This window comes from Pseudomonas sp. C9-3, from assembly GCF_032392015.1.
In the GTDB taxonomy this organism is placed as follows: Bacteria; Pseudomonadota; Gammaproteobacteria; order Pseudomonadales; family Pseudomonadaceae; genus Pseudomonas; species Pseudomonas nitroreducens.
Genome location: NZ_CP135919.1, coordinates 5486900 through 5508237 on the forward strand (window position 1 = coordinate 5486900; position 21338 = coordinate 5508237).

Consider the following 21338-nt stretch of genomic DNA (forward strand, 5'->3'; position numbering starts at 1 on the left):
CGAACCCTGCCGCCCAAAAGGAGTTGCAATGCGCGTACTGCTGGCCCTCACCCTTCTTGTACTGGGCATGCCTGCCCTGGCCGACGACTACCAGCGCCTGTACCAGGCTGCGGGCTGGCCGGAGCAGCGAGCGCACTTCAATGACGCCCTGCACGCCGCGCAGAAGCGCTACCAGGGCAATCTGCCGCCGGCGCTGTACCAGACGCTGGTCGACAACAGCAACCAGCGCTTCGCCCCTGCCGATATCGACCAGCGCGCCCTGAATGGCCTGCGCCAGAACCTGCCGAACAGCGCGGCGGCGGTGAACTTCTTCGAATCCCCGCTGGGCCGCAAGGTGGCCGGCGCCGAGACCCTGGCTACCCGCAGCGACCAGTTGCAGAAATACGCCAACGGCCTGCCGCGCCAGCAGGCCAGCGATGCGCGCAAGCAGATCGTCCATCGCCTGAGCCAGGTGCTGCCGGCCCGCGAAGCCGGCGCCGAAGTGAGCCTGGCGCTGGCCAGCGTCGCCGCCGACAGCCTCAGCCAGATGCTCCCCGGCCTGCTCGGCGGCGGCACTACCCAAGGCATGCTCGAAGGCCAGCGACAGAAGCTGATGGGACAGATCGGCGCCGATCTCGACAACACTCTGCTGTACGTCTATCGCGGCCTGAGCGATGCCGAGCTGGGCCAGTTCGCCGATTTCAGCGAGTCGCCAGCCGGGCGCGATTATTACCGCGCCGCGCTGGCCGCCCTTAAAGCCGGATTAAGTGTTTCCTCCAGCGGGCAATGATAGGAATAACCTTACCGTCCTAGCGGACCACTCCGAGAGACCCTCACCCTAGAATTGCGCCCGCTGTACAGAGGGTGGCGCCTGAGGATCATGGCGCATGGAGTGAAGGACACACCCTCGACTACAGCGGCTCCCATCCCCGCATCCCCCCCTGCTATGCCATCCGCTCACTGAGAAAATCGAAGTAACGTCTGCGCAGCGCCTCGCTCTCGTTCGCCAGATGGTGGCGCGCGCCGGTCAACAGCAGGCATTCGATCTTCTCGAACTTCTCCTCCAGTACCTTCAGGTTGTAGCGCCAGTCCACCGTCTCGTCGGCGTCGCCCTGCACCACCAGCAAGCTCTGCGCGCCGTGGCCGGCGGCCTCGATGCGTGGAATCCAGCGCGACAGTGCGCCCACCCAGGCCGTCGGCAGGATCTTCGGCTGCAGCGGGTCGCGATCACGCAGGAAGGCGAGGAATTCGGCGTCGCTGGAGTTCTCGCTGAACCGTCGCGGAATCGAGTCCACGAACGGTCGCAGCAACTGATAGCTGAATTTCGACCAGCCCCAGGCCCGTGGCCGCACCAGTGGCGCCAGCAGGATGGTTCGTCCGAGCTCCGGACGGGGCGCGCCAGTGAGCAGGTAATCCAGCAGGATCGCCCCGCCGGTGCTCTGCCCACAGAGGTGCCAGGGTTGCGGCAGGTCCAGCGCCTGCGCCTGATTGAGCAGTGCGCCCAGCACTATCTGGTACTCAGCGAAGTCGCCGATGCTGGCAGCGGCGCCGCCGGACAGGCCGTGGCCCGGCAGGTCGCAGGCCAGCACTGCGAAACCCATGCCCAGCGCCCAGTCGATCACATGGCGGTACAGCCCCATGTGATCGTAATAGCCATGCAGCAGCACCACCGTCCCGCGCGCCAGCACCGGCCGCCAGTACTGCGCGGCGATCTGGTAGCCCCCGGCCTCGAAGGTGCCCAGGCGGCTCTGCAGCCCCGGGTGGCGCCCATGCAGGTCCAGGCCATAGAAATGCTGGTACAGCGCGATGCCGACCTCGTTCGCCTCTGCGGTCAGTGGTCGCAGCAGGGTACGCAGCAGATCGGGCTGGAAGGCTTCAGGCATGGGCGTTTCGCTTCTGGCAGGCAGGTAACGGAAGGAGCGCACGGAGCAGCGGGATATTCTGCCGCGCCCGCCCCCGTGGCAAGCTTGTCGGCTATCTTACCGACTCTGTCACTGGTCGCTGCCATGTCCTCACGCCAAAAGTCGCTGCTCACCTGGCTGATTGCCGCGCTCTGCCTGGGCGCGCTGCTCGCCACCTACTGGTGGTACGAGAACCGCTTCATCCGCCCATTCAGCCATCAGCCGCAGCTGTTCTCCGGCGACCACTTGATGCTGCCCGCGCAACTGGCCGGTCCCGGGAAGATCCGCCTGGTGCATTTCTGGGACCCGGCCTGCCCCTGTAACGTCGGCAACCAGCAGCACCTCGCCGAGCTGATCCAGCGCTTCGGCCCGCAGGGCGTGGAGTTCTTCGCCGTGCAGAAGCCCGGCACCCGCGGCCACCTGCCCGACACGCTCAGCGCCATGCGCGCGCTGGACTCACTGCCCGGCGCCGGGCAATTGCCGGCGAGCCCTGCCGTGGCGATCTGGAACGCCCAGGGCAAGCTGGCCTACTTCGGCCCCTACAGCGAGGGTGCAGTGTGTACCTCGGGCAACAGCTTCATCGAGCCGATCCTCGACGCGCTGGTGCAGGGGCGCCAGGTGAATGCGACCCACACCCTGGCCGTGGGTTGCTATTGCCCGTGGGACGAAACGAAGCACTGAGCCGCATCAACGAAGACGATGGCCAATCCGTGACTACACTTGGTTCGCCGGCCCATGAAGGGCTGATCGTCACCAAGGAGCTTTTCGCATGCGTCTTCATTCCGCCCTCGCCTTCTGCGCCGCTCTCTCCACCGGGTTCGTCCTGCCCCTGGCCGCCCACGCCGAAGATACCCCCAGCAGCAGCCAGGTCATGGAGCAACACAAGCAGGCCATCAACAACCGCATCGCCGACATCGACTACAAGCGCAAGCGCATCGTCGAAGCCAACATGAAGCTCACCCCGCAGGAGACCGAGAAGTTCTGGCCGATCTACAACAGCTACCGCACCGAGGCGGACAAGCTGAGCAAGCAGACGCTGGCGATCATCATCGACTACGCCAACAGCTATAACACCGGCTCGGTGAGCAACGACGAGGCAGCGAAACTGCAGAAACAGGTGCTGGAGCTGCAGGACGACCGCCAGGATCTCAAGGAGAAATACCTCAAGCGCATCGCCAAGGAAGTCTCGCCGCAGCGCGCGCTGCGCTTCCTGCAGATCGAAGACCAGTTGGACGCCATGGCGCTGCTGGAAGTCAGCCGCGAAATCCCGCTGGCCGAGTAGCCTTCAGCCTTCGGTGCCGCCTCGCAGGCGCTGGCGATAGCGCTCGGGCGGCACCGAATACCAGCGCCTGAAGGCACGATAGAACGGCGACACCTCGGCAAACCCACAGGCCCGCGCCACCTCGCGAATCGCCACGCCCTGCTCCAGCAACTGCGCCGCACGCTGCCGACGCACCTCCTCTCGCACCTCCCTGAACGTCTGCGCCCGGCTCGCCAGGTTGCGTTGCAGCAGCCCTGCGCGCACGCCCAGTTCGCGAGCACAACTTTGCAGTGTGCACTCCCCCTCCCCCAGGCGGATGCCGATCAGGTAGCGCAGGCGATTGAGCAGGTCGTTCTCGTCCAGAGTGCCCAGTTGTTCGCGCGCATGCTCGGTGAGCAGGCGGTGCAGCACCGGGTTGCCGGTACGCGATGGCCTCGCCAGCAGGGCCCGGTCGAAGAGCAGTGCGTCATTGGGCTTGCCGAAGCTGGGCGTCAGACCGAACAGCCGCCGGTGCTCGCTCAGGCGGCGCGGCTGGGGGTGGCGGAACTCCACGGCCTGGACGCGGAACTCATCGTCGGTGATCAGCGCCAGCTGCTTGAGAAACAGCAGCATCAGGCATTCCATCTGCTGCCGCAGGTTGCTGATACCCAGGTAGTTGAGGTCGAGGATCAGCCGTACCCGGTCGCCTTCTTCATGCATCTGTGCGGCGAAGCCACCGGAGAGGATGTGCTGGAAACGCAGGAAGCTGTGCAGCGCCTCGCGCAGGTCGCTGCTGGCCATCTGCAGGTAGCCGACCACATCGAGCAGACGCGGCTTCATCGCCTCCCCCAGGTGCAGGCCGATGTCGGGATCGCCGGTGATGTCGTCGAGGGTCGTCCAGAACAGCGGGGCATCGTCATGTACCAGCCGGCCACTCTGCGCCGGCGGCGGCAGGCGGACCTTCTGCAAGGCCTGGCGATAGATGTCGGTCGGGTCGAAGCCCAGCACGGACAGCGCCTCGTACAACTGGCGGCGCAAGGTGGCGGACTGGGTCATGGCTGGCGCTGCCGGGAAATTCAGCTCTGGGGCGGACATGCTTCCTCCTGGAATTGACCAAAGAGTTCCAGCCATGAGGTATTTGGTCAATGAACGCAACGCAACTTCCTTTGCAGAATCGCCGCATAACAACAAGGAGTTGCCCCATGAAACGCACTTTGACTGTCCTCGCTGTCGTTGTCGCCGCTGCCTCGGCGGGCGCTGGCTGGTACCTGCACGGCAAGCAGCCGGTACGCGACGGACAACTGCCGCTGGCCGGCCTCGCCAGCGAAGTCACGGTTCGCTACGACGAGCGTGGCGTGCCGCACATCAAGGCCGGCAGCGAGGAGGATATGTACCGGGCGATCGGTTACGTGCATGCCCAGGACCGGCTGTTCCAGATGGAAATGCTCCGGCGCCTGTCCCGCGGCGAGCTGGCCGAAGTGCTCGGGCCCAAGCTGGTGGACACCGACCGCATGTTCCGCAGCCTGCGCATCCGCGACCACGCGGCGGAGTATGTGAAGACGCAGGACAAGAATTCCCCGGCCTGGAAGGCCCTGGTCGCCTACCTCGATGGCGTCAACCAGTTCCAGGACAGCCACCCGCGCCCAGTGGAATTCGACATCCTCGGCATACCCAAGCGCCCCTTCACGCCCGAGGACACCGTCAGCGTCGCCGGCTACATGGCCTACAGCTTCGCCGCCGCCTTCCGTACCGAACCGGTGCTGACCTACGTGCGCGACCAACTGGGCACGGATTACCTGAAAGTCTTCGACCTCGACTGGCACCCCAACGGCGTACTCACGCCGTCCCCGTTGGCCGCCGCCGACTGGCAGGACATGAGCGCCATCGCCCAGCTCAGCCACGCGGCCCTGGAGAAGGCCGGCCTGCCGCAGTTCGAAGGCAGCAACGCCTGGGCCGTTTCCGGCAGCCGCACCAAGAGCGGCAAGCCGCTGCTGGCGGGTGACCCGCACATCCGCTTCGCCGTGCCGGCAGTGTGGTACGAGATGCAGGCCAGCGCGCCGGGCTTCGAGCTGTACGGCCACTACCAGGCGCTCAACCCGTTCGCCTCGCTGGGCCACAACCTGCAGTTCGGCTGGAGCCTGACCATGTTCCAGAACGACGACGTCGATCTGGTCGCCGAAAAGGTCAACCCGGACAACCCCAACCAGGTCTGGTACCACGGCCAGTGGGTGGACCTGAAGAACGAGGAGCAGAGCATCGCCGTGAAGGGCGAGGCGCCGGTGAAGATCACCCTGCGCAGCTCGCCCCACGGTCCGCTGGTCAACGACGCGCTGGGCACCGCCGCGGGCAAGACGCCCGTGGCCATGTGGTGGGCCTTCCTGGAAACCCAGAACCCGATCCTCGATGCCTTCTACGAGCTGAACCGCGCCGACACCCTGGCCAAGGCGCGCACCGCGGCTTCGAAGATCCAGTCGCCGGGCCTCAACGTGGTATGGGCCAACGCCCGCGGCGACATCGGCTGGTGGGCCTCGGCGCAATTGCCGGTACGCCCGGACGGGGTCAACCCGAACTTCCTGCTCGACGGCGCCAGCGGCCAGGCCGACAAGACCGGCTTCTACCCCTTCAGCGAGAACCCGCAGGAAGAAAACCCGGCGCGCGGCTACATCGTCTCCGCCAACTTCCAGCCGGTGCCGACCAACGGTCGCCCGGTGCCGGGCTACTACAACCTGCCCGATCGCGGTCAGCAACTGAACAAGCGCCTGTCCGACGATTCGGTGAAATGGGACCTGCAGAACAGCCAGGCGCTGCAACTGGATACCGCCACCGGCTACGGCCCACGCTTCCTCAAGCCGTTGCTGCCAATCCTGCGCGAAGCCGCCGCAACCGACGAAGAAAAGGCACTGGTGGAAAACCTGGCCAACTGGCAGGGCGACCATCCGCTGGATTCGGTGACAGCCACGGTATTCAACCAGCTGATCTACCAGGTGGCAGACGGCGCCATGCGCGACGAGATGGGCGACGCCTTCTTCGACAACCTGCTGTCCACCCGTGTGCTCGACGTGGCCCTGCCACGCCTGGCCGCCGACGAGAACTCGCCCTGGTGGGACAATCGCAAGACGCCGCAGAAGGAAACCCGCGCGGATATCGTCAAGGCGGCCTGGAAGGACAGCCTGGCACACCTGCGCGCCATCCTCGGCCAGGACTCGAAGCAATGGCAGTGGGGCAAGGTGCACACCCTGACACACGGCCACCCGCTGGGTATGCAGAAGCCGCTGGACCGCATCTTCAACGTCGGCCCGTTCGCCGCGCCCGGCGGCCACGAAGTGCCGAACAACCTCTCCGCTCGCGTCGGCCCTGCGCCGTGGCAGGTGGTCTACGGCCCGTCCACGCGCCGCCTGATCGACTTCGCCGACCCCGCCCACAGCCTGGGCATCAACCCGGTGGGCCAGAGCGGCGTGCCCTTCGACAAGCACTACGACGACCAGGCCGAAGCCTACATCGAAGGCCAGTACCTGCCGCAGCACTACGATGACAACGAGGTGAAGGCCAACACCAAGGGCATTCTGCGGCTGATCCCCGTCCGTCGCTGAATAGCCCTGCCGGAAATGAAAAACCCCGCTCCTGCGGGGTTTTTCATGGGTGCATGGTAGAGAGTGTTGCGGGAGATGCCGAAGCTCCCTGGCGCGTTATTTCCCCAAGGGATAACGATCGGGGTGTTGTATTGGGCGCCGTCTCCCGCACGGAGTGCCATAAGGCGTCACTGGAAGTTTGCCGGCTACGCGGCCCGGTCCTGGTTCGGGGGGTGACCGGACAACGCATCCGAACACTTCAAGCGTAGTTGGCAATCGGCCGGGAGCGAGCCTTTGCGACCCACGGATTTTTCCGATAAATCCCGATTTTCCAAGCACTTCGGAATAACGTGTGAGCAAAAAAACACGGGCCACCCGAAGGTGGCCCGTGGTTCGACAATCGCCGGATACTACCGGCCGACAAGACGGCGTCAGGCGGTGGCTGTCGAACCCTTCTGCCAATCGGTCGCGTTGGACTCCATGGCTTCCTGGATCGCGCGCTTGCGACGCTCCTCGGCCTGGCGGGTGAAGTACCAGGCGAAGAAGGTGAACAGCGAAACGGTCAGCAGGATCAGGCTGGCTACGGCGTTGATCTCCGGCTTCACGCCCAGGCGCACGGCGGAGAACACTTCCATCGGCAGGGTGGTGGAGCCAGGGCCGGACACGAAGCTGGCCAGTACCAGGTCATCCAGCGACAAGGCGAAGGACATCATGCCGCCCGCCGCCAGCGACGGCGCGATCATCGGGATGGTGATCAGCATGAACACTTTCCAGGGCTTGGCGCCCAGGTCCATGGCCGCTTCCTCGATGGACAGGTCCAGCTCGCGCAGGCGCGCCGACACCACGACCGCTACGTAGGACGAGCAGAAGCTGGTGTGGGCGATCCAGATGGTCACGATGCCGCGTTCCTGTGGCCAGCCGATCAGCTGGGCCATGGCAACGAACAGCAGCAGCAGCGACAGACCGGTGATTACCTCGGGCATGACCAGCGGCGCAGTGACCATGCCGCCGAACAGCGTACGGCCACGGAAGCGCGGGATGCGGGTCAGCACGAAGGCGGCCAGGGTACCCAGGGCTACCGAGGAGATCGCGGTGTAGCAGGCGATCTCCAGCGAGCGGAACACCGAGCCAACGAGCTGCTGGTTGTCCAGCAGGCCGACGTACCACTTCACCGACCAGCCACCCCACACGGTCACCAGCTTGGAGCCGTTGAACGAGTAGATGACCAGGATGATCATCGGCACGTAGATGAAGAGCAGGCCCAACACCAGCATGATGTTGGAGAACGACCAACGCTTGTTCATACCTTGCCCTCCAGCTCTTTAGCCTGGTTCTTGTTAAAGAGGATGATGGGAATGATCAGGATCGCCAGCATCACGACGGCGAGGGCGGAAGCCACCGGCCAGTCACGGTTGTTGAAGAACTCCTGCCACAGCACCTTGCCGATCATCAGCGTCTCGGGGCCGCCCAGCAGTTCCGGGATCACGAATTCGCCCACCGCCGGGATGAACACCAGCATGCAGCCGGCGATGATGCCGTTCTTGGACAGCGGCACGGTGATCTTCCAGAAGCTGGTGAAGCTGCGCGCGCCGAGGTCGGACGCGGCTTCGAGCAGGCTCATGTCGTGCTTCACCAGGTTGGCGTAGAGCGGCATGACCATGAAGGGCAGGTACGAGTAGACGATGCCGATGTACACCGCGAAGTTGGTGTTCAGGATCGTCAGCGGCTCGTTGATGATGCCCAGCCACATCAGGAAGCTGTTGAGCAGGCCGTTGTTGGACAGGATGCCCATCCAGGCGTACACGCGGATCAGGATCGCCGTCCAGGTCGGCATCATGATCAGCAGCAGCAGGACGGTCTGCATTTCCTTGCTGGCGCGGGCGATGGCGTAGGCCATCGGATAACCGATCACAAGGCAGAGGAACGTGCTGATCGCCGCCATCTTCAGCGAGCCCAGGTAGGCGTCGATGTAGAGCGGGTCGTCCGTCAGCATCAGGTAGTTGCCCAGGTTCAGCACGACCTGAAGGGTCTGGTCGGCGTACTGGAATACTTCGGTGTACGGCGGAATGGCCACGTCCGCTGCCGCCAGACTGATCTTCAGCACGATGGCGAAGGGCAGCAGGAAGAACAGGAACAGCCAGAAGAACGGCACACCGATCACGGCATGCCGGCCGTTCGGCAGGCGTTTCATGAGCGATTTGCTGATGTTCATGATTGCAGTACCACACCGCTGTCGTCGTACCAGCTGATGTAAACCGGCTGGTCCCAGGTCGGGCGCGCCACGTGGCGCTCGGCGTTGGCCATGAAGGCCTGGACGATGAAGCCCGAAGCCAGCTTGATGTAGTACACCGAGTGGCCGCCCAGGTAGGCGATGTCATGCACGGTGCCCTGGGCAACGTTGAAGCCTTCGTGCTCGAGGTTTTCCGGCTTCTGCGCGCTGACCATGACCTTTTCCGGACGCAGCGCATAGGTGATGCGCTTGTTCTCGGCACGGGTACTGATGCCGTGGCCGATGTAGATCGGGTTTTCCAGGTGCGGGCAGGCGATCACGGCGTGATCCTGCAGGTCCTCTACCAGCTCGCCATCAAACATGTTGACGTTGCCGATGAACTCGCAGATCAGGCGGCTGGCCGGGGTCTCGTAGATGTCCATCGGGCTGCCGATCTGCTCGATGCAGCCCAGGTGCATGATGGCGATGCGCTGGGCCATGGTCATGGCCTCTTCCTGGTCGTGGGTCACCATCACGCAGGTCACGCCCACGCGCTCGATGATCTCCACCAGTTCCAGCTGCATCTGCGAACGCAGCTTCTTGTCCAGCGCGCCCATGGGCTCGTCGAGCAGCAGCAGCTTCGGACGCTTGGCCAGGGAGCGGGCCAAGGCCACGCGCTGGCGCTGGCCACCGGAGAGCTGGTGCGGCTTGCGCTTGGCGTACTGGGTCATCTGTACGAGCTTGAGCATCTCGTCGACGATCTTGTCGATCTCTGCCTTGGGCAGGCCGTCCTGCTTGAGGCCGAAAGCGATGTTCTGCGCCACGCTCATATGGGGGAACAGGGCGTACGACTGGAACATCATGTTGATCGGCCGCTCATAGGGCGGCAGGTCGGTAATGTCCTGGCCATCGAGGAAGATGCGACCTTCAGTGGGACGCTCGAAACCAGCCAGCATACGCAGCAGGGTCGACTTGCCCGAACCCGAGCCACCCAGCAGGGCGAAGATCTCACCCTTCTTGATGTCCAGGGACACGCTGTCCACAGCCAGCGTTTCATCGAACTGCTTGCTGACCCGGTCGATTTTTACCAGAACCTCTTTGGGTTTCTGGTCGCCACTCAAGGCTTTCTTGTAGGCACCGGAGGCTATTGCCATTACCACAACTCCCAAATCATAGAGGCCCGGCCCCCGCGGCCGGGCATGCTTGGTATTACTCAGGGCTGGCGCAGTTTACGTGCGTCGGAAAACCTTTCGAGAGGCCCTCCGACGCTCCGTGCCCGCGCGGACGAATTCCGTAGGAACCGTTTTACTTGCCCGACTTGATCTTGGTCCAGGAACGGGTCATGAGGCGCAGGATCTTCGGCGGCAGCTCATGCTGCACGAAGAGTTTGTCGAGAACCTCCTGGGATGGGTACACCTCAGGATTGTTGCGCACGGACTCATCCATGAATTCGCCAGCCTTGGGGTTCGGGTTGGCGTAGCCGACGTAATCGCTGACCTTGGCGATCACTTCGGGTTTGAGCAGGTAGTTGATGAACGCGTGGGCCGCCTTCGGGTTGGAGGCATCCTTCGGAATGGCGAGGATGTCGAACCAGAGGTTGGCGCCTTCCTTGGGAATGGCGTAGGCGATGTTCACGCCCTTGCCGGCTTCCTTGGCGCGGTTGGCGGCCTGGAATACGTCACCGGAGAAACCGGCCGCGACGCAGATGTTGCCGTTGGCCAGGTCGGAAATGTACTTGGAGGAGTGGAAGTAGGTGACGTACGGACGCACCGCCATCAGCTTCTCTTCCACCTTCTTGTAGTCGTCCGGGTTGGTGCTGTTGGGGTCCAGCCCCATGTACTTGAGCACAGCCGGCATCATCTCGTCGCCCGAATCGAGGAAGGCGACGCCACACTGGCTGAGCTTCTTCATGTTCTCGGGCTCGAACAGCATGGCCCACGAATCGATCTTGTCGACACCCAGCACGGCCTTGACCTTGTCGACGTTGTAGCCGATGCCGTTGGTGCCCCACAGGTACGGCACGCCGTACTCGTTGCCCGGGTCGTTGGCCTCGAGCTGTTTCATCAGGTGCGGGTCGAGGTTCGACCAGTTCGGCAACTGGCTCTTGTCCAGCTTCTGGAACGCACCGGCCTTGATCTGGCGACCGAGGAAGTGGTTGGAGGGCACGACCACGTCATAACCGGTGCGACCGGCCAGGAGTTTGCCTTCCAGGGTTTCGTTGGAGTCGAAGACGTCGTACACCGGCTTGATACCGGTTTCCTTCTCGAAATCGGCGAGGGTGGTTTCACCGATGTAGTCCGACCAGTTGTAGATGTGGACGGTCTGTTCCGCCTGGGCCAGCGAAGTCAGGCCGAGGAGGGAGACTGCAGCGATCAGGGTTCTGCGGAAGGGAATGCGCACACGTGAGTCCTCTCGTTGTTTTTTACTACTTCAGTCGGTTGCTGCCGGGGTTTCGACGGCCGGTCCGTGGGTAGCGCCGAACCCTTCATCAGCACGAGAGCGCCAGGGCTTGCGCAGCCATTCCACCGATGGAAGCTGTTTGTTGCTGCCGGTAGCGGCGAGGGAGGGCACTCCCCCGCCGCAGTCCCGGACCATCCGCTGCCGCTTCAGGCGGCAGCGACTACCCGATTACTTGCCGGACTTGATGGTGGTCCAGCTGCGGGTCATCAGACGCTGGGTCTTCGCCGGCAGATCCGGGAAGGCGTACAGCTTCTTCATGGTTTCCGGAGTCGGATACACGCCCGGGTCGTTGCGGATCGCATCGTTCACCATCGGAGTGGCCGCGGCGTTGCCGTTCGGGAACTGCACGACGTTGGTGATCTCGGACATGACCGCCGGCTCAAGCAGGAAGTTGATCCACTTCAGCGCGGCTTCCTGGTTCTCGGCATCCTTCGGAATGGCGACGGTGTCGAAGAACGCGCCAGCACCTTCCTTCGGAATGTTGTACTTCACAGTGACCTTGTTCTTGGCTTCTTCAGCGCGGGACTTGGCCTGGTACACGTCACCCGAGTAACCGATGGCCACGCAGATGTTGCCGTTGGCGATATCGGAAATGTACTTGGAGGAGTGGAAGTAGGAGATGTACGGACGAATCTTCAGGAACAGCGCTTCGGCTTCCTTCAGCTCTTTCGGGTCCTGGCTATCCGGCTTGTAGCCCAGGTAGTGCAGGGCCGCCGGGAGCATTTCGGTCGGCGAGTCGAGGAAGCTCACGCCGCAGGCCTTCAGCTTCTGGATGTTTTCCGGCTTGAACACCAGGTCCCAGGAGTCCACCGGGGCGTTGTCGCCCAGCGCGGCCTTGACCTTGTCCGGGTTGTAGCCGATGCCGATGGTGCCCCACATGTAGGGGATCGCGTACTGGTTGCCCGGGTCGCTGATCTCCAGGGTCTTCATGATGTCCGGATTCAGGTTCTTCCAGTTCGGCAGCTTGGACTTGTCCAGCGGCTGGTAGACGCCCGCCTTGATCTGCTTGGCCAGGAAGGAGTTGGACGGCACCACGATGTCGTAGCCCGACTTGCCGGCCAGCAGCTTGGCTTCCAGCACTTCGTTGCTGTCGTAGACGTCGTAGACGACCTTGATACCGGTTTCCTTGGTGAACTTGTCGACCGTATCCGGCGCGATGTAGTCCGACCAGTTGTAGACGTGCAGCACCTTGTCATCAGCCTGCGCCATACCAGCCACAGCGCCTGCCAGCGTTACAGCGAGCAGGGATTTGCCGAAGGTCTTGAACATGCGGGTAGCTCCGTTTGTTTTTTTGATGTTCCGGGTGGCGTGGACATCTCCTTCCGTCACCACCCGGTGAGCCTGGCCAACGCACAGGCGCAGTCTGTCAAAGGTCTGGTGAAAGACTCAAGACAGAACGGCTGCGGCGGTTTGATCGAGGCACTTGCGCGCCAGGGTGATCAGGTCATCGATCTGCGATTTCTCGATCACCAGCGGCGGCGAGATAATCATAGTGTCTCCCACCGCGCGCATGATCAGACCGTTGCGGAAGCAGTGCTCGCGGCACAGCATCCCGACACCCTTGCCTTCGAAGCGCTCGCGGGTCTTCTTGTTTTTCACCAGCTCCAGTGCTGCCACCAGGCCTACCCCACGGGCTTCGCCTACCAGGGGATGGTCGGCCAGCTCTTGCCAGCGTTGCTGCAAATACGGTGCCGTTTCGTTCTTCACACGCTCGACGATCTTCTCTTCGCGCAGGATGCGGATGTTTTCCAGCGCCACCGCAGCGGCTACCGGGTGACCAGAGTAAGTGAAGCCGTGGTAGAACTCGCCACCCTCATTCAGGGTATGGACGATCTCGTCGCGAACGATCACACCGCCCATGGGGATGTAACCGCTGGTCAGGCCCTTGGCGATCGGCATCAGGTCCGGGGCGTTGCCGAAGTACTGGCTGCCGAACCATTCGCCGGTACGGCCGAAACCACAGATCACTTCGTCAGCGATGAACAGAATGTCGTACTTGGCGAGGATCTCGCGGATCTTCGGCCAGTAGGTTTTCGGCGGAACGATCACGCCACCCGCGCCCTGCAGGGGCTCGGCGATGAAGGCAGCGACCTTGTCTTCGCCGACTTCGAGGATCTTCTTCTCCAGCTGCTCGGCAGCCCAGACGCCGAACTCTTCCGGGTCCATGTCGCCGCCTTCGCCGAACCAGTAAGGCTGGGCGATGTGCTCGATACCCGGGATCGGCAGGTCACCCTGCTCGTGCAGCGCCTTCATACCGCCCAGGCTGACGCCGGCGACGGTGGAGCCGTGGTAGCCGTTCCAGCGGCCGATGACCACTTTCTTCTGCGGCTGACCCTTGATCGACCAGTAGTGGCGGACCATGCGCAGCACGGTGTCGTTGGACTCCGAGCCCGAGCCGGTGAAGAACACGTGGTTCATGCCTTCGGGAGCGATGTCGGCGATGGCCTTGGACAGCTCCAGTACCGGCGGGTGTGCGGTCTGGAAGAACAGGTTGTAGTAGGGCAGTTCCTGCATCTGCTTGTAGGCGGCTTCAGCAAGTTCCTTGCGACCGTAACCGACGTTCACGCACCACAGGCCAGCCATGCCGTCGAGGATCTTGTTGCCCTCGCTGTCCCACAGGTACACGCCTTCGGCCTTGGTGATGATGCGCGCACCCTTCTCGTTCAGCTGCTTGTAATCGGTGAACGGAGCCAGGTGGTGATCGCGGCTGAGCGCCTGCCAGTGTTGGGTGTTGGCGCTGGTCTGGTTAGTCATCTTGATAAAACCTCTTCTCTAAGAAACACGGGGCCCGGCCACGCGCCGGACCCCACGCCGATCAGACAGAAAGCAGGAGGAACTCGCGCTCCCAGGAACTGATTACTCGCTTGAAGTTCTCGTGCTCGGCGCGCTTCACCGCGACGTAGCCTCGAATGAACTTGTCACCCAGGTATTTCTCCAGGGTCTTACTGCCTTCCATGCACTCCAGTGCAGCCTCGATGGTCAGCGGCAGGCGCAGGTTACGCCGTTCATAGCCGCGGCCCTTGACCTGCGCACTGGGTTTGAGGCCTTCGACCATGCCGATGTAGCCACACAGCAGGCTGGCGGCGAGGGCCAGGTAGGGGTTGGCATCGGCGCCGGCCAGGCGGTTTTCCACGCGACGGTTGTCCGGGGTGGAATCCGGTACGCGCAGGCCCACGGTGCGGTTCTCTTCGCCCCATTCCACGTTCACCGGCGCCGAGGTGTCGGGCAGGAAGCGGCGGAACGAGTTGACGTTCGGCGCGAACAGCGGCAGCGCCTCGGGGATCAGCTTCTGCAGGCCGCCGATGTGGTGCAGGAACAGCTCGCTCATGCTGCCGTCGGCGTTGGAGAAGATGTTCTTGCCGGTCTTGATGTCGACGATGCTCTGGTGCAGGTGCATGGCACTGCCCGGCTCGCCGGTCATCGGCTTGGCCATGAAGGTCGCGGCCACGTTGTGCTTGAGGGCGGCCTCGCGCATGGTGCGCTTGAACACCACGATCTGGTCGGCCAGGTCCAGGGCATCGCCGTGACGGAAGTTGATCTCCATCTGCGCGGTGCCTTCTTCATGGATCAGGGTGTCCAGATCCAGGCCCTGCAGTTCGCACCAGTCGTACATATCTTCGAACAGCGGGTCGAATTCGTTCGCCGCGTCGATGGAGAAGGACTGGCGACCTGTCTCCTGGCGGCCGGAACGGCCCACCGGAGCCTGCAGCGGGTAGTCGGGGTCGTCGCTGCGCTTGGTCAGGTAGAACTCCATCTCCGGGGCCACGATCGGCCTCCAGCCCTTTTCGGCGTAAAGCTGGAGGACGCGCTTGAGGACGTTGCGCGGCGACAGCTCGATGGGGTTGCCCAGCTTGTCGTAGGTATCGTGGATGACCATCGCGGTCGGCTCGATGGCCCAGGGGACGAGGAACACGGCATTCTCGTCCGGGCGGCAGACCATATCGATGTCAGCCGGGTCCAGCAGGTCGTAATAGATGTCATCCTCGACGTAGTCACCGGTCACGGTCTGCAGGAGAACGCTCTCCGGCAGGCGCATGCCCTTCTCGTTGAGGAATTTCGCAGTCGGCGCGATCTTGCCCCGGGCGATCCCGGTCAGGTCGGCGATCATGCATTCCACTTCAGTGATCTTGCGTTCCTTCAACCAGCCACTGAGCTGGTCTAACTTGCTAGTCATAAAGACCTCAGGGTTTGAGAGCCCGGCCCCAACGCCGGACTCAGCGGTTCCCCGCCCTCTTGCTGCAGGCTTTGCCGAATGCCTGGAAGATAGCGAGATAGTTGGGGTTCGTTTCGACCTGCCATTCCGGGTGCCACTGCACCCCGACGGCGAAGGCCGCACCTTCGACGGAGAAGGCTTCAACCAACCCGTCAGGCGCCAGAGCTTCTACACGAAGGCCGGGCGCCAGACGATCAACGCCCTGGCCGTGAATAGAGTTGACCTGGAACTGCGAGGGTAGCCCGATACCGGCGAAAACGCCGCCCGGCTGCACGTCGACGACGTGCCGCAGACCATATTGGATTTCGATCGGCTCACCGGCAGGTTCGCGGTGATCCATGAAGCCCGGGGCCTCGTGCACCTTCTGGTGCAGCGAACCGCCGAAGGCGACGTTCATTTCCTGGAAGCCGCGGCAGATGCCCAGCACCGGAATCCCGGCCGCGACGGCGCGGCGGATCAGCGGCAGCGTCGTACTGTCGCGCTCGGGATCATGAGGGGTGCCTGCAATGCTGGCGGAGCCACTATAATGATGGGGCTCGACGTTCGACGCCGAGCCTGTGAAGAGCAGGCCGTCGAACGCGGTCAACATGTCTTCCTGGTCGATGGCATCGCCCAGGGAGGGAATGATCAAAGGAATGCCCGAGGCCCCGGAGATCAGCGCTCTGAGGTATTTGTCGCCAGCAACATGGTAGGGTTTGGAACCGATCTGCTTGATGCAGGCGGACACGCCGATTAACGGCAGGCGAGACATGGGACACCCGTGTTTGTAAGTGTTATGGGCTTGAGGCCGAGCTTAGCCTTGTTCATTTTTTTACACAATAGCCATGTAAAAAATCAAACACGCCCCACTGAACAGCCCGCCAGCAAAGGCTCTCCGCGAATCAAAAGCGGCTCGAAACGCCCCAAAAACGGCCCATCAGGACTGATGCACCCCACTTTGGTGCGACATTGACAACCCTTGCCAATTCGGATTGACTCACACCTCAGCTTTCGAATGATTGAAATTTTTAACAATAAAGGTGTGACATCATGTCGGTACCCCAGAGTGCCGTGTCGCTCGAAGAAGCGAGTGAGTTCCTGAAGGAACACCCCGAGGTCCAGTTCGTCGACCTCCTTATTGCAGACATGAATGGTGTGGTCCGCGGCAAGCGCATCGAACGCACCAACCTGCCCAAAGTCTATGAGAAGGGCATCAACCTCCCCGCCTCTCTCTTCGCTCTCGACATCACCGGCTCCACCGTGGAAAGCACAGGCCTCGGCCTGGACATTGGCGACGCGGACCGCGTCTGTTTCCCGATCCCCAACACTCTCTCCATGGAACCCTGGCAGAAGCGCCCGACCGCGCAGCTGCTGATGACCATGCACGAAATGGAAGAGCGCCAGCCGTTCTTCGCCGACCCTCGTGAAGTACTGCGTCAGGTCGTACAGAAATTCACCGATATCGGCCTCACCATCGTCGCGGCCTTCGAACTCGAGTTCTACCTGATCGACCAGGAGAACGTGAACGGCCGTCCGCAACCGCCGCGCTCGCCGATCTCCGGCAAGCGTCCGCAGTCCGTTCAGGTCTACTCCATCGATGACCTCGACGAATACGCCGATTGCCTACAGGACATCATCGACGGCGCCCGCGCCCAGGGCATCCCGGCCGACGCCATCGTCAAGGAAAGCGCCCCGGCGCAGTTCGAAGTCAACATGCACCACGTTGACGACGCCCTGAAGGCCTGCGATTACGCAGTCCTGCTCAAGCGCCTGATCAAGAACGTCGCCTACGACCACGAGATGGACTCGACCTTCATGGCCAAGCCCTACCCGGGTCAGGCTGGCAACGGTCTGCACGTCCACGTCTCGCTGCTCGACAAGGACGGCAGGAACATCTTCACCAGCGAGGATCCCGAGCAGAACGCCGCGTTGCGCCACGCGATCGGCGGTGTGCTCGAGACCCTGCCGGCGTCGATGGCGTTCCTCTGCCCGAACGTCAACTCGTACCGCCGTTTCGGTTCGGCCTTCTTCGTGCCGAACGCGCCGAGCTGGGGCCTGGACAACCGTACCGTCGCCCTGCGCGTACCGACCGGAGCACCGGAAGCGGTGCGCCTGGAACATCGCGTCGCCGGTGCCGACGCCAACCCGTACCTGCTGCTCTCGGCTGTACTGGCTGGCGTCCACCACGGCCTGACCAACAAGGTCGAACCGGGCGCGCCGATCGAAGGCAACGCCTACGAGCAGCTGGAACAGAGCCTGCCGAACAACTTGCGCGATGCCCTGCGCGAGCTGGACGACAGCGACGTGATGAACAAGTACATCAGCCCCGAGTACATCGACATCTTCGTCGCGTGCAAGGAGCATGAGATGCAGGAGTTCGAGTATTCGATTTCCGATCTCGAGTACAACTGGTACTTGCACACCGTATAAGTGGTAAACGAAACGCCGGCCCTCGTGCCGGCGTTTCCTTGTGCCTCTGGCACACCCGGGGAACTGCGACATCGCAACGGCGAGGAGGGGCGCCAGGGCGAGTCACATCCGTCGTTCCTTCCTGCTCGCGATGTCTCCATCCGCCCGCCCGGGCGCCATCGCGTCTGTCGTGTCTTTGCTGTCGCGCTATCGAGCGGCGAATGCCGCATCCGCTGATTACGTGGTTCATTCAGGGAGATCGCCAATGCCACGCCTGTACGCCTTGATTCTGATGCTGTTGTGTCCGCTTTCCGCCTGGGCGGAGCAAGTCATCCATGTCTACAACTGGAACGACTACATCGCTCCCGAAGTGCTCAAGGACTTCGAGAAGGACACCGGCATCCGTGTCGACTACAAGACCTACAGCACCGCCGAAGAGGTCAAGAAGGCCCTGGAGAGCGGTGAGAAGATCGACGTCGCCGTGCCTTCGCACAACGACCTGCCGGCGCTGATCCGCGACAAGCGCATCCAGGCCCTGGACTTCAGCAAGCTGCCCAACCGCAGCCACCTCGACACCCAGTTGCTGAGCAAGCTGGCCGCCGTCGACCCCAACAACCAGCACGCCATACCTTATCTGTGGGGTGCCGTGGGCCTGGCAATCAACGAACCCGAAGCGGAGAAGGCCTACGGCGGCAAGCTGCCCGACAGCTGGAGCGTGATGTTCGACCCGCAGCAGAGCCAACGCCTGAAGGCCTGCGGCATGAGCCTGCTGGACGCTCCGGACGAGGCCTTCTCGGTGCTGATGAACTACCAGGGCCGCAACTTCGCCCGCAGCGCGCCGTCGCAGATCCGCCGTGCCGGCGAGGTGCTCGCACAGCTGCGCCCGAACCTGCGCTACATCGACAGCGAGCGCTACATCCAGGACCTCAACGCCGGCAAGCTGTGCGTCGCCATGGCCTGGGTCGGCGATGCCCTGGGCGCCGCCAACGCCGGCCAGCCGGTGCGCTTCGTGGTGCCGCAGGAAGGCTCGGTGCTGTTCATCGACAACCTGGTGATCCCCAGCGCCTCCGAGCATCCGGACCTGGCCCTGAAGTTCATCGACTACCTGATGCAACCCAAGGTCGCCGCGCAGATCACCGCCGCCACCCTCTACCCCAACGGCAACAAGGACTCCGCGCAGTTCCTCGATGCCGCCCTGCGCGACCAGCCGGGCCTGTACCCGGACCAGGAAACCAAGCGCCGTCTGTTTGCCCTGGAAACCGCGCCGGAGAAGACCGCCCCGGTGATAACCGAAGTCTGGGCCAAGCTGCGCGACGGCGGCAGCTGACTTGCCGAGCGCACCGGAGCTGGCGTCCAATAGCCGCCCAGCTCCGGAGACAGTCATGCCCGCTCCCACCCGCAAACCTCGCGCCAGCAGCCAGGCAAGAATCGCCGTGATCCTCGACGCGGCCCGCGCCCTGCTGGCCGAAAGCGGCGCAGCGGGGCTGTCGATCTACGCGGTGGCCGAACGCGCGGACATTCCCCCCTCTTCCGTCTATCACTTTTTCCCCAGCGTCCCGGCGTTGCTGCAGGGCCTGACCAATGACGTCCACGCCGCCTTCCGCGCCTGCCTGGAACAACCCGTCGATCACGCTGCCCTGCGCGACTGGCGCGACCTCGCCCGACTGGTCGAACAACGTACCCTGGCCGTGTACGCCGAAGACGCCGCCGCACGCCAGCTTATCCTCGCCAGCCACGGCCTTGCCGAAGTCACCCAGGCCGACAGCCAGCATGACGTGCAACTCGGCCAGGCCATGCGCGCCCTGTTCGAGCGGCATTTCGAGCTGCCACCGTTGCCGCAGGATATCGAGGTATTCAGCCTCGCCATCGAACTGGGTGATCGCGTTTACGCCCTCTCCGTGCAGCGTCACGGGCTGATTACCGAACGCCTGGCCGAAGAAGGCATGCGGGTGATCGATGCCTACCTCTCGCTGTACCTGCCGCCCTGCCTGCCGAAGCGCCCCTCACCCTTTAAATAAATCGATTTATATCCGATTAATATCCGGATATACGGGCATTTCCTGAGAATAATTCACTTCATAAATCGATTTTTATCGGATATAAAATCAGACACTGCCCGCGGCGACCTATACTGGCCGCTCGTGACGCACTCTCGAATGACACAACCCAAAGTGCAGGATGGGGCGACGCGCATAGCGCCCTAAGTCCCCCGACTGAGCAGCCCCCAGGATCGCCCCATGACTACGTTGACCAGCACTCCCCGCGCCGATGGCTTCCGCATGCCGGCGGAATGGGAACCCCACACCCAGACCTGGATGGTCTGGCCCGAGCGGCCGGACAACTGGCGCCTGGGCGGCAAGCCGGCGCAGGCCGCCTTCAGCGCCGTGGCCCGCGCCATCGCCCGCTTCGAGGCGGTGACCATCGGGGTCTCCGCCGGCCAGTACGAAAACGCCCGCGCGCAGTTGGCCGACGCGGCCAACATCCGCGTGGTGGAAATCAGCAACGACGACGCCTGGGTGCGCGACACCGGCCCGACCTTCGTCACCAATAACGACGGCGAAGTACGCGGTGTGGACTGGACCTTCAATGCCTGGGGCGGCCTGGAAGGCGGCCTGTACTTCCCGTGGCACCGCGACGACCAGGTGGCAAGCAAGATCCTCGGCATCGAGCGCAGTGACGGCTACCGCACCGAAGGCTTCGTGCTGGAAGGCGGCTCGATCCATGTGGACGGCGAAGGCACGGTGATCACCACCGAAGAGTGCCTGCTCAACCACAACCGCAACCCGCACATGAGCCGCGAAGAGATCGAGGCTGTGCTGCGCGAGCACCTGGCCATCGACACCGTGATCTGGCTGCCGGACGGTCTGTTCAACGACGAGACCGACGGCCACGTCGATAACTTCTGCTGCTACGTGCGCCCCGGCGAAGTCCTGCTGGCCTGGACCGACGATCAGAACGACCCGAACTACGAGCGCTGCCAGGCCGCCATGCGCGTGCTGGAAACCGCCCGCGACGCCAAGGGCCGCCAGCTCACCGTGCACAAGATCGTCATCCCCGGCCCGATCCATGCGACCGAAGCCGAGTGCGAAGGCATCGACCTGGTGATCGGCACCCAGCCGCGCGATCCGTCGATCCGCCTGGCCGGCTCCTACGTCAACTTCCTGATCGTCAACGGCGGCATCATTGCGCCGCGCTTCGACGATCCGGCGGATGCCGAGGCCGAGGCCACCCTTAAGCGCATCTTCCCCGAACACGAAGTGGTGATGGTGCCGGGCCGCGAGATCCTCCTGGGTGGCGGCAACATCCACTGCATCACCCAGCAGCAGCCGGCGCCGCAGAAGCGCTGATTCGCTGAGTAATGAAAAGGCCGTCGCCCCTA

General features: G+C 63.3%; 18 protein-coding genes. 8 read left to right on the forward strand and 10 right to left on the reverse strand.

Features of this window, described 5'->3' with window-relative positions; all coding sequences use genetic code 11:
• The first annotated feature begins 28 nt into the window (after positions 1–28).
• On the forward strand, positions 29–769 hold the full coding sequence (locus RS899_RS25130; protein ID WP_315808337.1) for a hypothetical protein: 741 nt from the start codon (positions 29–31) through the stop codon (positions 767–769).
• A gap of 154 nt (positions 770–923) precedes the next feature.
• Here the strand turns inward: RS899_RS25130 and RS899_RS25135 are convergent, their stop codons facing one another.
• Positions 924–1862, reverse strand: coding sequence for an alpha/beta hydrolase (locus RS899_RS25135; protein WP_054908128.1), 939 nt, complete (start codon positions 1860–1862; stop codon positions 924–926).
• A 123-nt stretch (positions 1863–1985) separates the two neighbouring features.
• Here RS899_RS25135 and RS899_RS25140 point away from each other — a divergent pair, with 123 nt between their 5' ends.
• Positions 1986–2561: a DUF6436 domain-containing protein gene (locus RS899_RS25140; protein WP_315808338.1), complete on the forward strand. Its 576-nt coding sequence runs from the start codon at positions 1986–1988 to the stop codon at positions 2559–2561.
• An 88-nt stretch (positions 2562–2649) separates the two neighbouring features.
• Positions 2650–3162 (forward strand): transcriptional regulator, encoded by a 513-nt coding sequence (locus tag RS899_RS25145; protein WP_024762149.1) that lies wholly within the window; start codon positions 2650–2652, stop codon positions 3160–3162.
• Between the two features lie 3 nt (positions 3163–3165).
• Here RS899_RS25145 and RS899_RS25150 read toward each other — a convergent pair whose 3' ends face one another.
• Positions 3166–4215 (reverse strand): AraC family transcriptional regulator, encoded by a 1050-nt coding sequence (locus tag RS899_RS25150; RefSeq protein ID WP_054908130.1) that lies wholly within the window; start codon positions 4213–4215, stop codon positions 3166–3168.
• A 107-nt stretch (positions 4216–4322) separates the two neighbouring features.
• Here RS899_RS25150 and RS899_RS25155 point away from each other — a divergent pair, with 107 nt between their 5' ends.
• Positions 4323–6710 carry a penicillin acylase family protein gene (locus RS899_RS25155; RefSeq protein WP_315808339.1) on the forward strand — a complete coding sequence of 796 codons (2388 nt, stop codon included), beginning with the start codon at positions 4323–4325 and terminating at the stop codon, positions 6708–6710.
• Between the two features lie 410 nt (positions 6711–7120).
• Here the strand turns inward: RS899_RS25155 and RS899_RS25160 are convergent, their stop codons facing one another.
• The 8 genes from RS899_RS25160 to RS899_RS25195 form a co-directional block, all read right to left on the reverse strand.
• On the reverse strand, positions 7121–7993 hold the full coding sequence (locus RS899_RS25160) for an ABC transporter permease subunit (RefSeq protein WP_024762146.1): 873 nt from the start codon (positions 7991–7993) through the stop codon (positions 7121–7123).
• Positions 7990–8871, reverse strand: coding sequence for an ABC transporter permease subunit (locus tag RS899_RS25165; RefSeq protein WP_139092896.1), 882 nt, complete (start codon positions 8869–8871; stop codon positions 7990–7992). The genes RS899_RS25160 and RS899_RS25165 overlap by 4 nt, the downstream gene beginning before the upstream one ends.
• Before the next feature lie 26 nt (positions 8872–8897).
• Positions 8898–10052 (reverse strand): ABC transporter ATP-binding protein, encoded by a 1155-nt coding sequence (locus RS899_RS25170; RefSeq protein WP_054908133.1) that lies wholly within the window; start codon positions 10050–10052, stop codon positions 8898–8900.
• A 151-nt stretch (positions 10053–10203) separates the two neighbouring features.
• A complete protein-coding gene (locus tag RS899_RS25175; protein ID WP_139092897.1) occupies positions 10204–11271 on the reverse strand; it encodes a polyamine ABC transporter substrate-binding protein in 1068 nt (355 codons plus the stop codon).
• A gap of 255 nt (positions 11272–11526) precedes the next feature.
• A complete protein-coding gene (locus tag RS899_RS25180; RefSeq protein WP_054908135.1) occupies positions 11527–12627 on the reverse strand; it encodes a polyamine ABC transporter substrate-binding protein in 1101 nt (366 codons plus the stop codon).
• Positions 12628–12744: 117 nt separating this feature from the next.
• On the reverse strand, positions 12745–14112 hold the full coding sequence (locus RS899_RS25185; RefSeq protein ID WP_233297530.1) for an aspartate aminotransferase family protein: 1368 nt from the start codon (positions 14110–14112) through the stop codon (positions 12745–12747).
• Between the two features lie 61 nt (positions 14113–14173).
• Entirely contained in the window at positions 14174–15532 is a 1359-nt protein-coding gene (locus RS899_RS25190) for a glutamine synthetase family protein (protein WP_024762141.1), read from the reverse strand.
• Positions 15533–15572: 40 nt separating this feature from the next.
• A complete protein-coding gene (locus RS899_RS25195) occupies positions 15573–16322 on the reverse strand; it encodes a gamma-glutamyl-gamma-aminobutyrate hydrolase family protein (protein WP_315808340.1) in 750 nt (249 codons plus the stop codon).
• A 278-nt stretch (positions 16323–16600) separates the two neighbouring features.
• On the opposite strand from RS899_RS25195, the gene RS899_RS25200 reads away from it, so the two are divergent.
• The 4 genes from RS899_RS25200 to aguA all read left to right on the forward strand — a co-directional run bounded on the left by RS899_RS25200 (position 16601) and on the right by aguA (position 21306).
• The gene (locus tag RS899_RS25200) at positions 16601–17980 is read left to right on the forward strand and encodes a glutamine synthetase family protein (RefSeq protein WP_054908138.1); all 1380 of its coding nucleotides are present in this window, start codon (positions 16601–16603) and stop codon (positions 17978–17980) included.
• Between the two features lie 244 nt (positions 17981–18224).
• Positions 18225–19286, forward strand: a complete 1062-nt coding sequence (locus tag RS899_RS25205; RefSeq protein ID WP_024762138.1) for a polyamine ABC transporter substrate-binding protein — start codon at positions 18225–18227, stop codon at positions 19284–19286.
• A gap of 55 nt (positions 19287–19341) precedes the next feature.
• Entirely contained in the window at positions 19342–19977 is a 636-nt protein-coding gene (locus RS899_RS25210) for a TetR/AcrR family transcriptional regulator (RefSeq protein ID WP_315808341.1), read from the forward strand.
• A gap of 219 nt (positions 19978–20196) precedes the next feature.
• Positions 20197–21306 (forward strand): agmatine deiminase, encoded by a 1110-nt coding sequence (aguA, locus tag RS899_RS25215; protein ID WP_315808342.1) that lies wholly within the window; start codon positions 20197–20199, stop codon positions 21304–21306.
• The last annotated feature ends 32 nt before the right edge of the window (positions 21307–21338 follow it).

What these genes read in the sequence shown, in the direction of transcription:
- aguA (WP_315808342.1), top strand. Translation starts at nt 20,197, where the DNA reads ATGACTACGTTGACCAGCACTCCCCGCGCCGATGGCTTCCGCATGCCG.
- RS899_RS25180 (WP_054908135.1), bottom strand. Translation starts at nt 12,627, where the DNA reads ATGTTCAAGACCTTCGGCAAATCCCTGCTCGCTGTAACGCTGGCAGGC.
- RS899_RS25205 (WP_024762138.1), top strand. Translation starts at nt 18,225, where the DNA reads ATGCCACGCCTGTACGCCTTGATTCTGATGCTGTTGTGTCCGCTTTCC.
- RS899_RS25210 (WP_315808341.1), top strand. Translation starts at nt 19,342, where the DNA reads ATGCCCGCTCCCACCCGCAAACCTCGCGCCAGCAGCCAGGCAAGAATC.
- RS899_RS25145 (WP_024762149.1), top strand. Translation starts at nt 2,650, where the DNA reads ATGCGTCTTCATTCCGCCCTCGCCTTCTGCGCCGCTCTCTCCACCGGG.
- RS899_RS25130 (WP_315808337.1), top strand. Translation starts at nt 29, where the DNA reads ATGCGCGTACTGCTGGCCCTCACCCTTCTTGTACTGGGCATGCCTGCC.
- RS899_RS25185 (WP_233297530.1), bottom strand. Translation starts at nt 14,112, where the DNA reads ATGACTAACCAGACCAGCGCCAACACCCAACACTGGCAGGCGCTCAGC.
- RS899_RS25140 (WP_315808338.1), top strand. Translation starts at nt 1,986, where the DNA reads ATGTCCTCACGCCAAAAGTCGCTGCTCACCTGGCTGATTGCCGCGCTC.
- RS899_RS25150 (WP_054908130.1), bottom strand. Translation starts at nt 4,215, where the DNA reads ATGTCCGCCCCAGAGCTGAATTTCCCGGCAGCGCCAGCCATGACCCAG.
- RS899_RS25195 (WP_315808340.1), bottom strand. Translation starts at nt 16,322, where the DNA reads ATGTCTCGCCTGCCGTTAATCGGCGTGTCCGCCTGCATCAAGCAGATC.
- RS899_RS25200 (WP_054908138.1), top strand. Translation starts at nt 16,601, where the DNA reads ATGTCGGTACCCCAGAGTGCCGTGTCGCTCGAAGAAGCGAGTGAGTTC.
- RS899_RS25155 (WP_315808339.1), top strand. Translation starts at nt 4,323, where the DNA reads ATGAAACGCACTTTGACTGTCCTCGCTGTCGTTGTCGCCGCTGCCTCG.
- RS899_RS25160 (WP_024762146.1), bottom strand. Translation starts at nt 7,993, where the DNA reads ATGAACAAGCGTTGGTCGTTCTCCAACATCATGCTGGTGTTGGGCCTG.
- RS899_RS25135 (WP_054908128.1), bottom strand. Translation starts at nt 1,862, where the DNA reads ATGCCTGAAGCCTTCCAGCCCGATCTGCTGCGTACCCTGCTGCGACCA.
- RS899_RS25190 (WP_024762141.1), bottom strand. Translation starts at nt 15,532, where the DNA reads ATGACTAGCAAGTTAGACCAGCTCAGTGGCTGGTTGAAGGAACGCAAG.
- RS899_RS25170 (WP_054908133.1), bottom strand. Translation starts at nt 10,052, where the DNA reads ATGGCAATAGCCTCCGGTGCCTACAAGAAAGCCTTGAGTGGCGACCAG.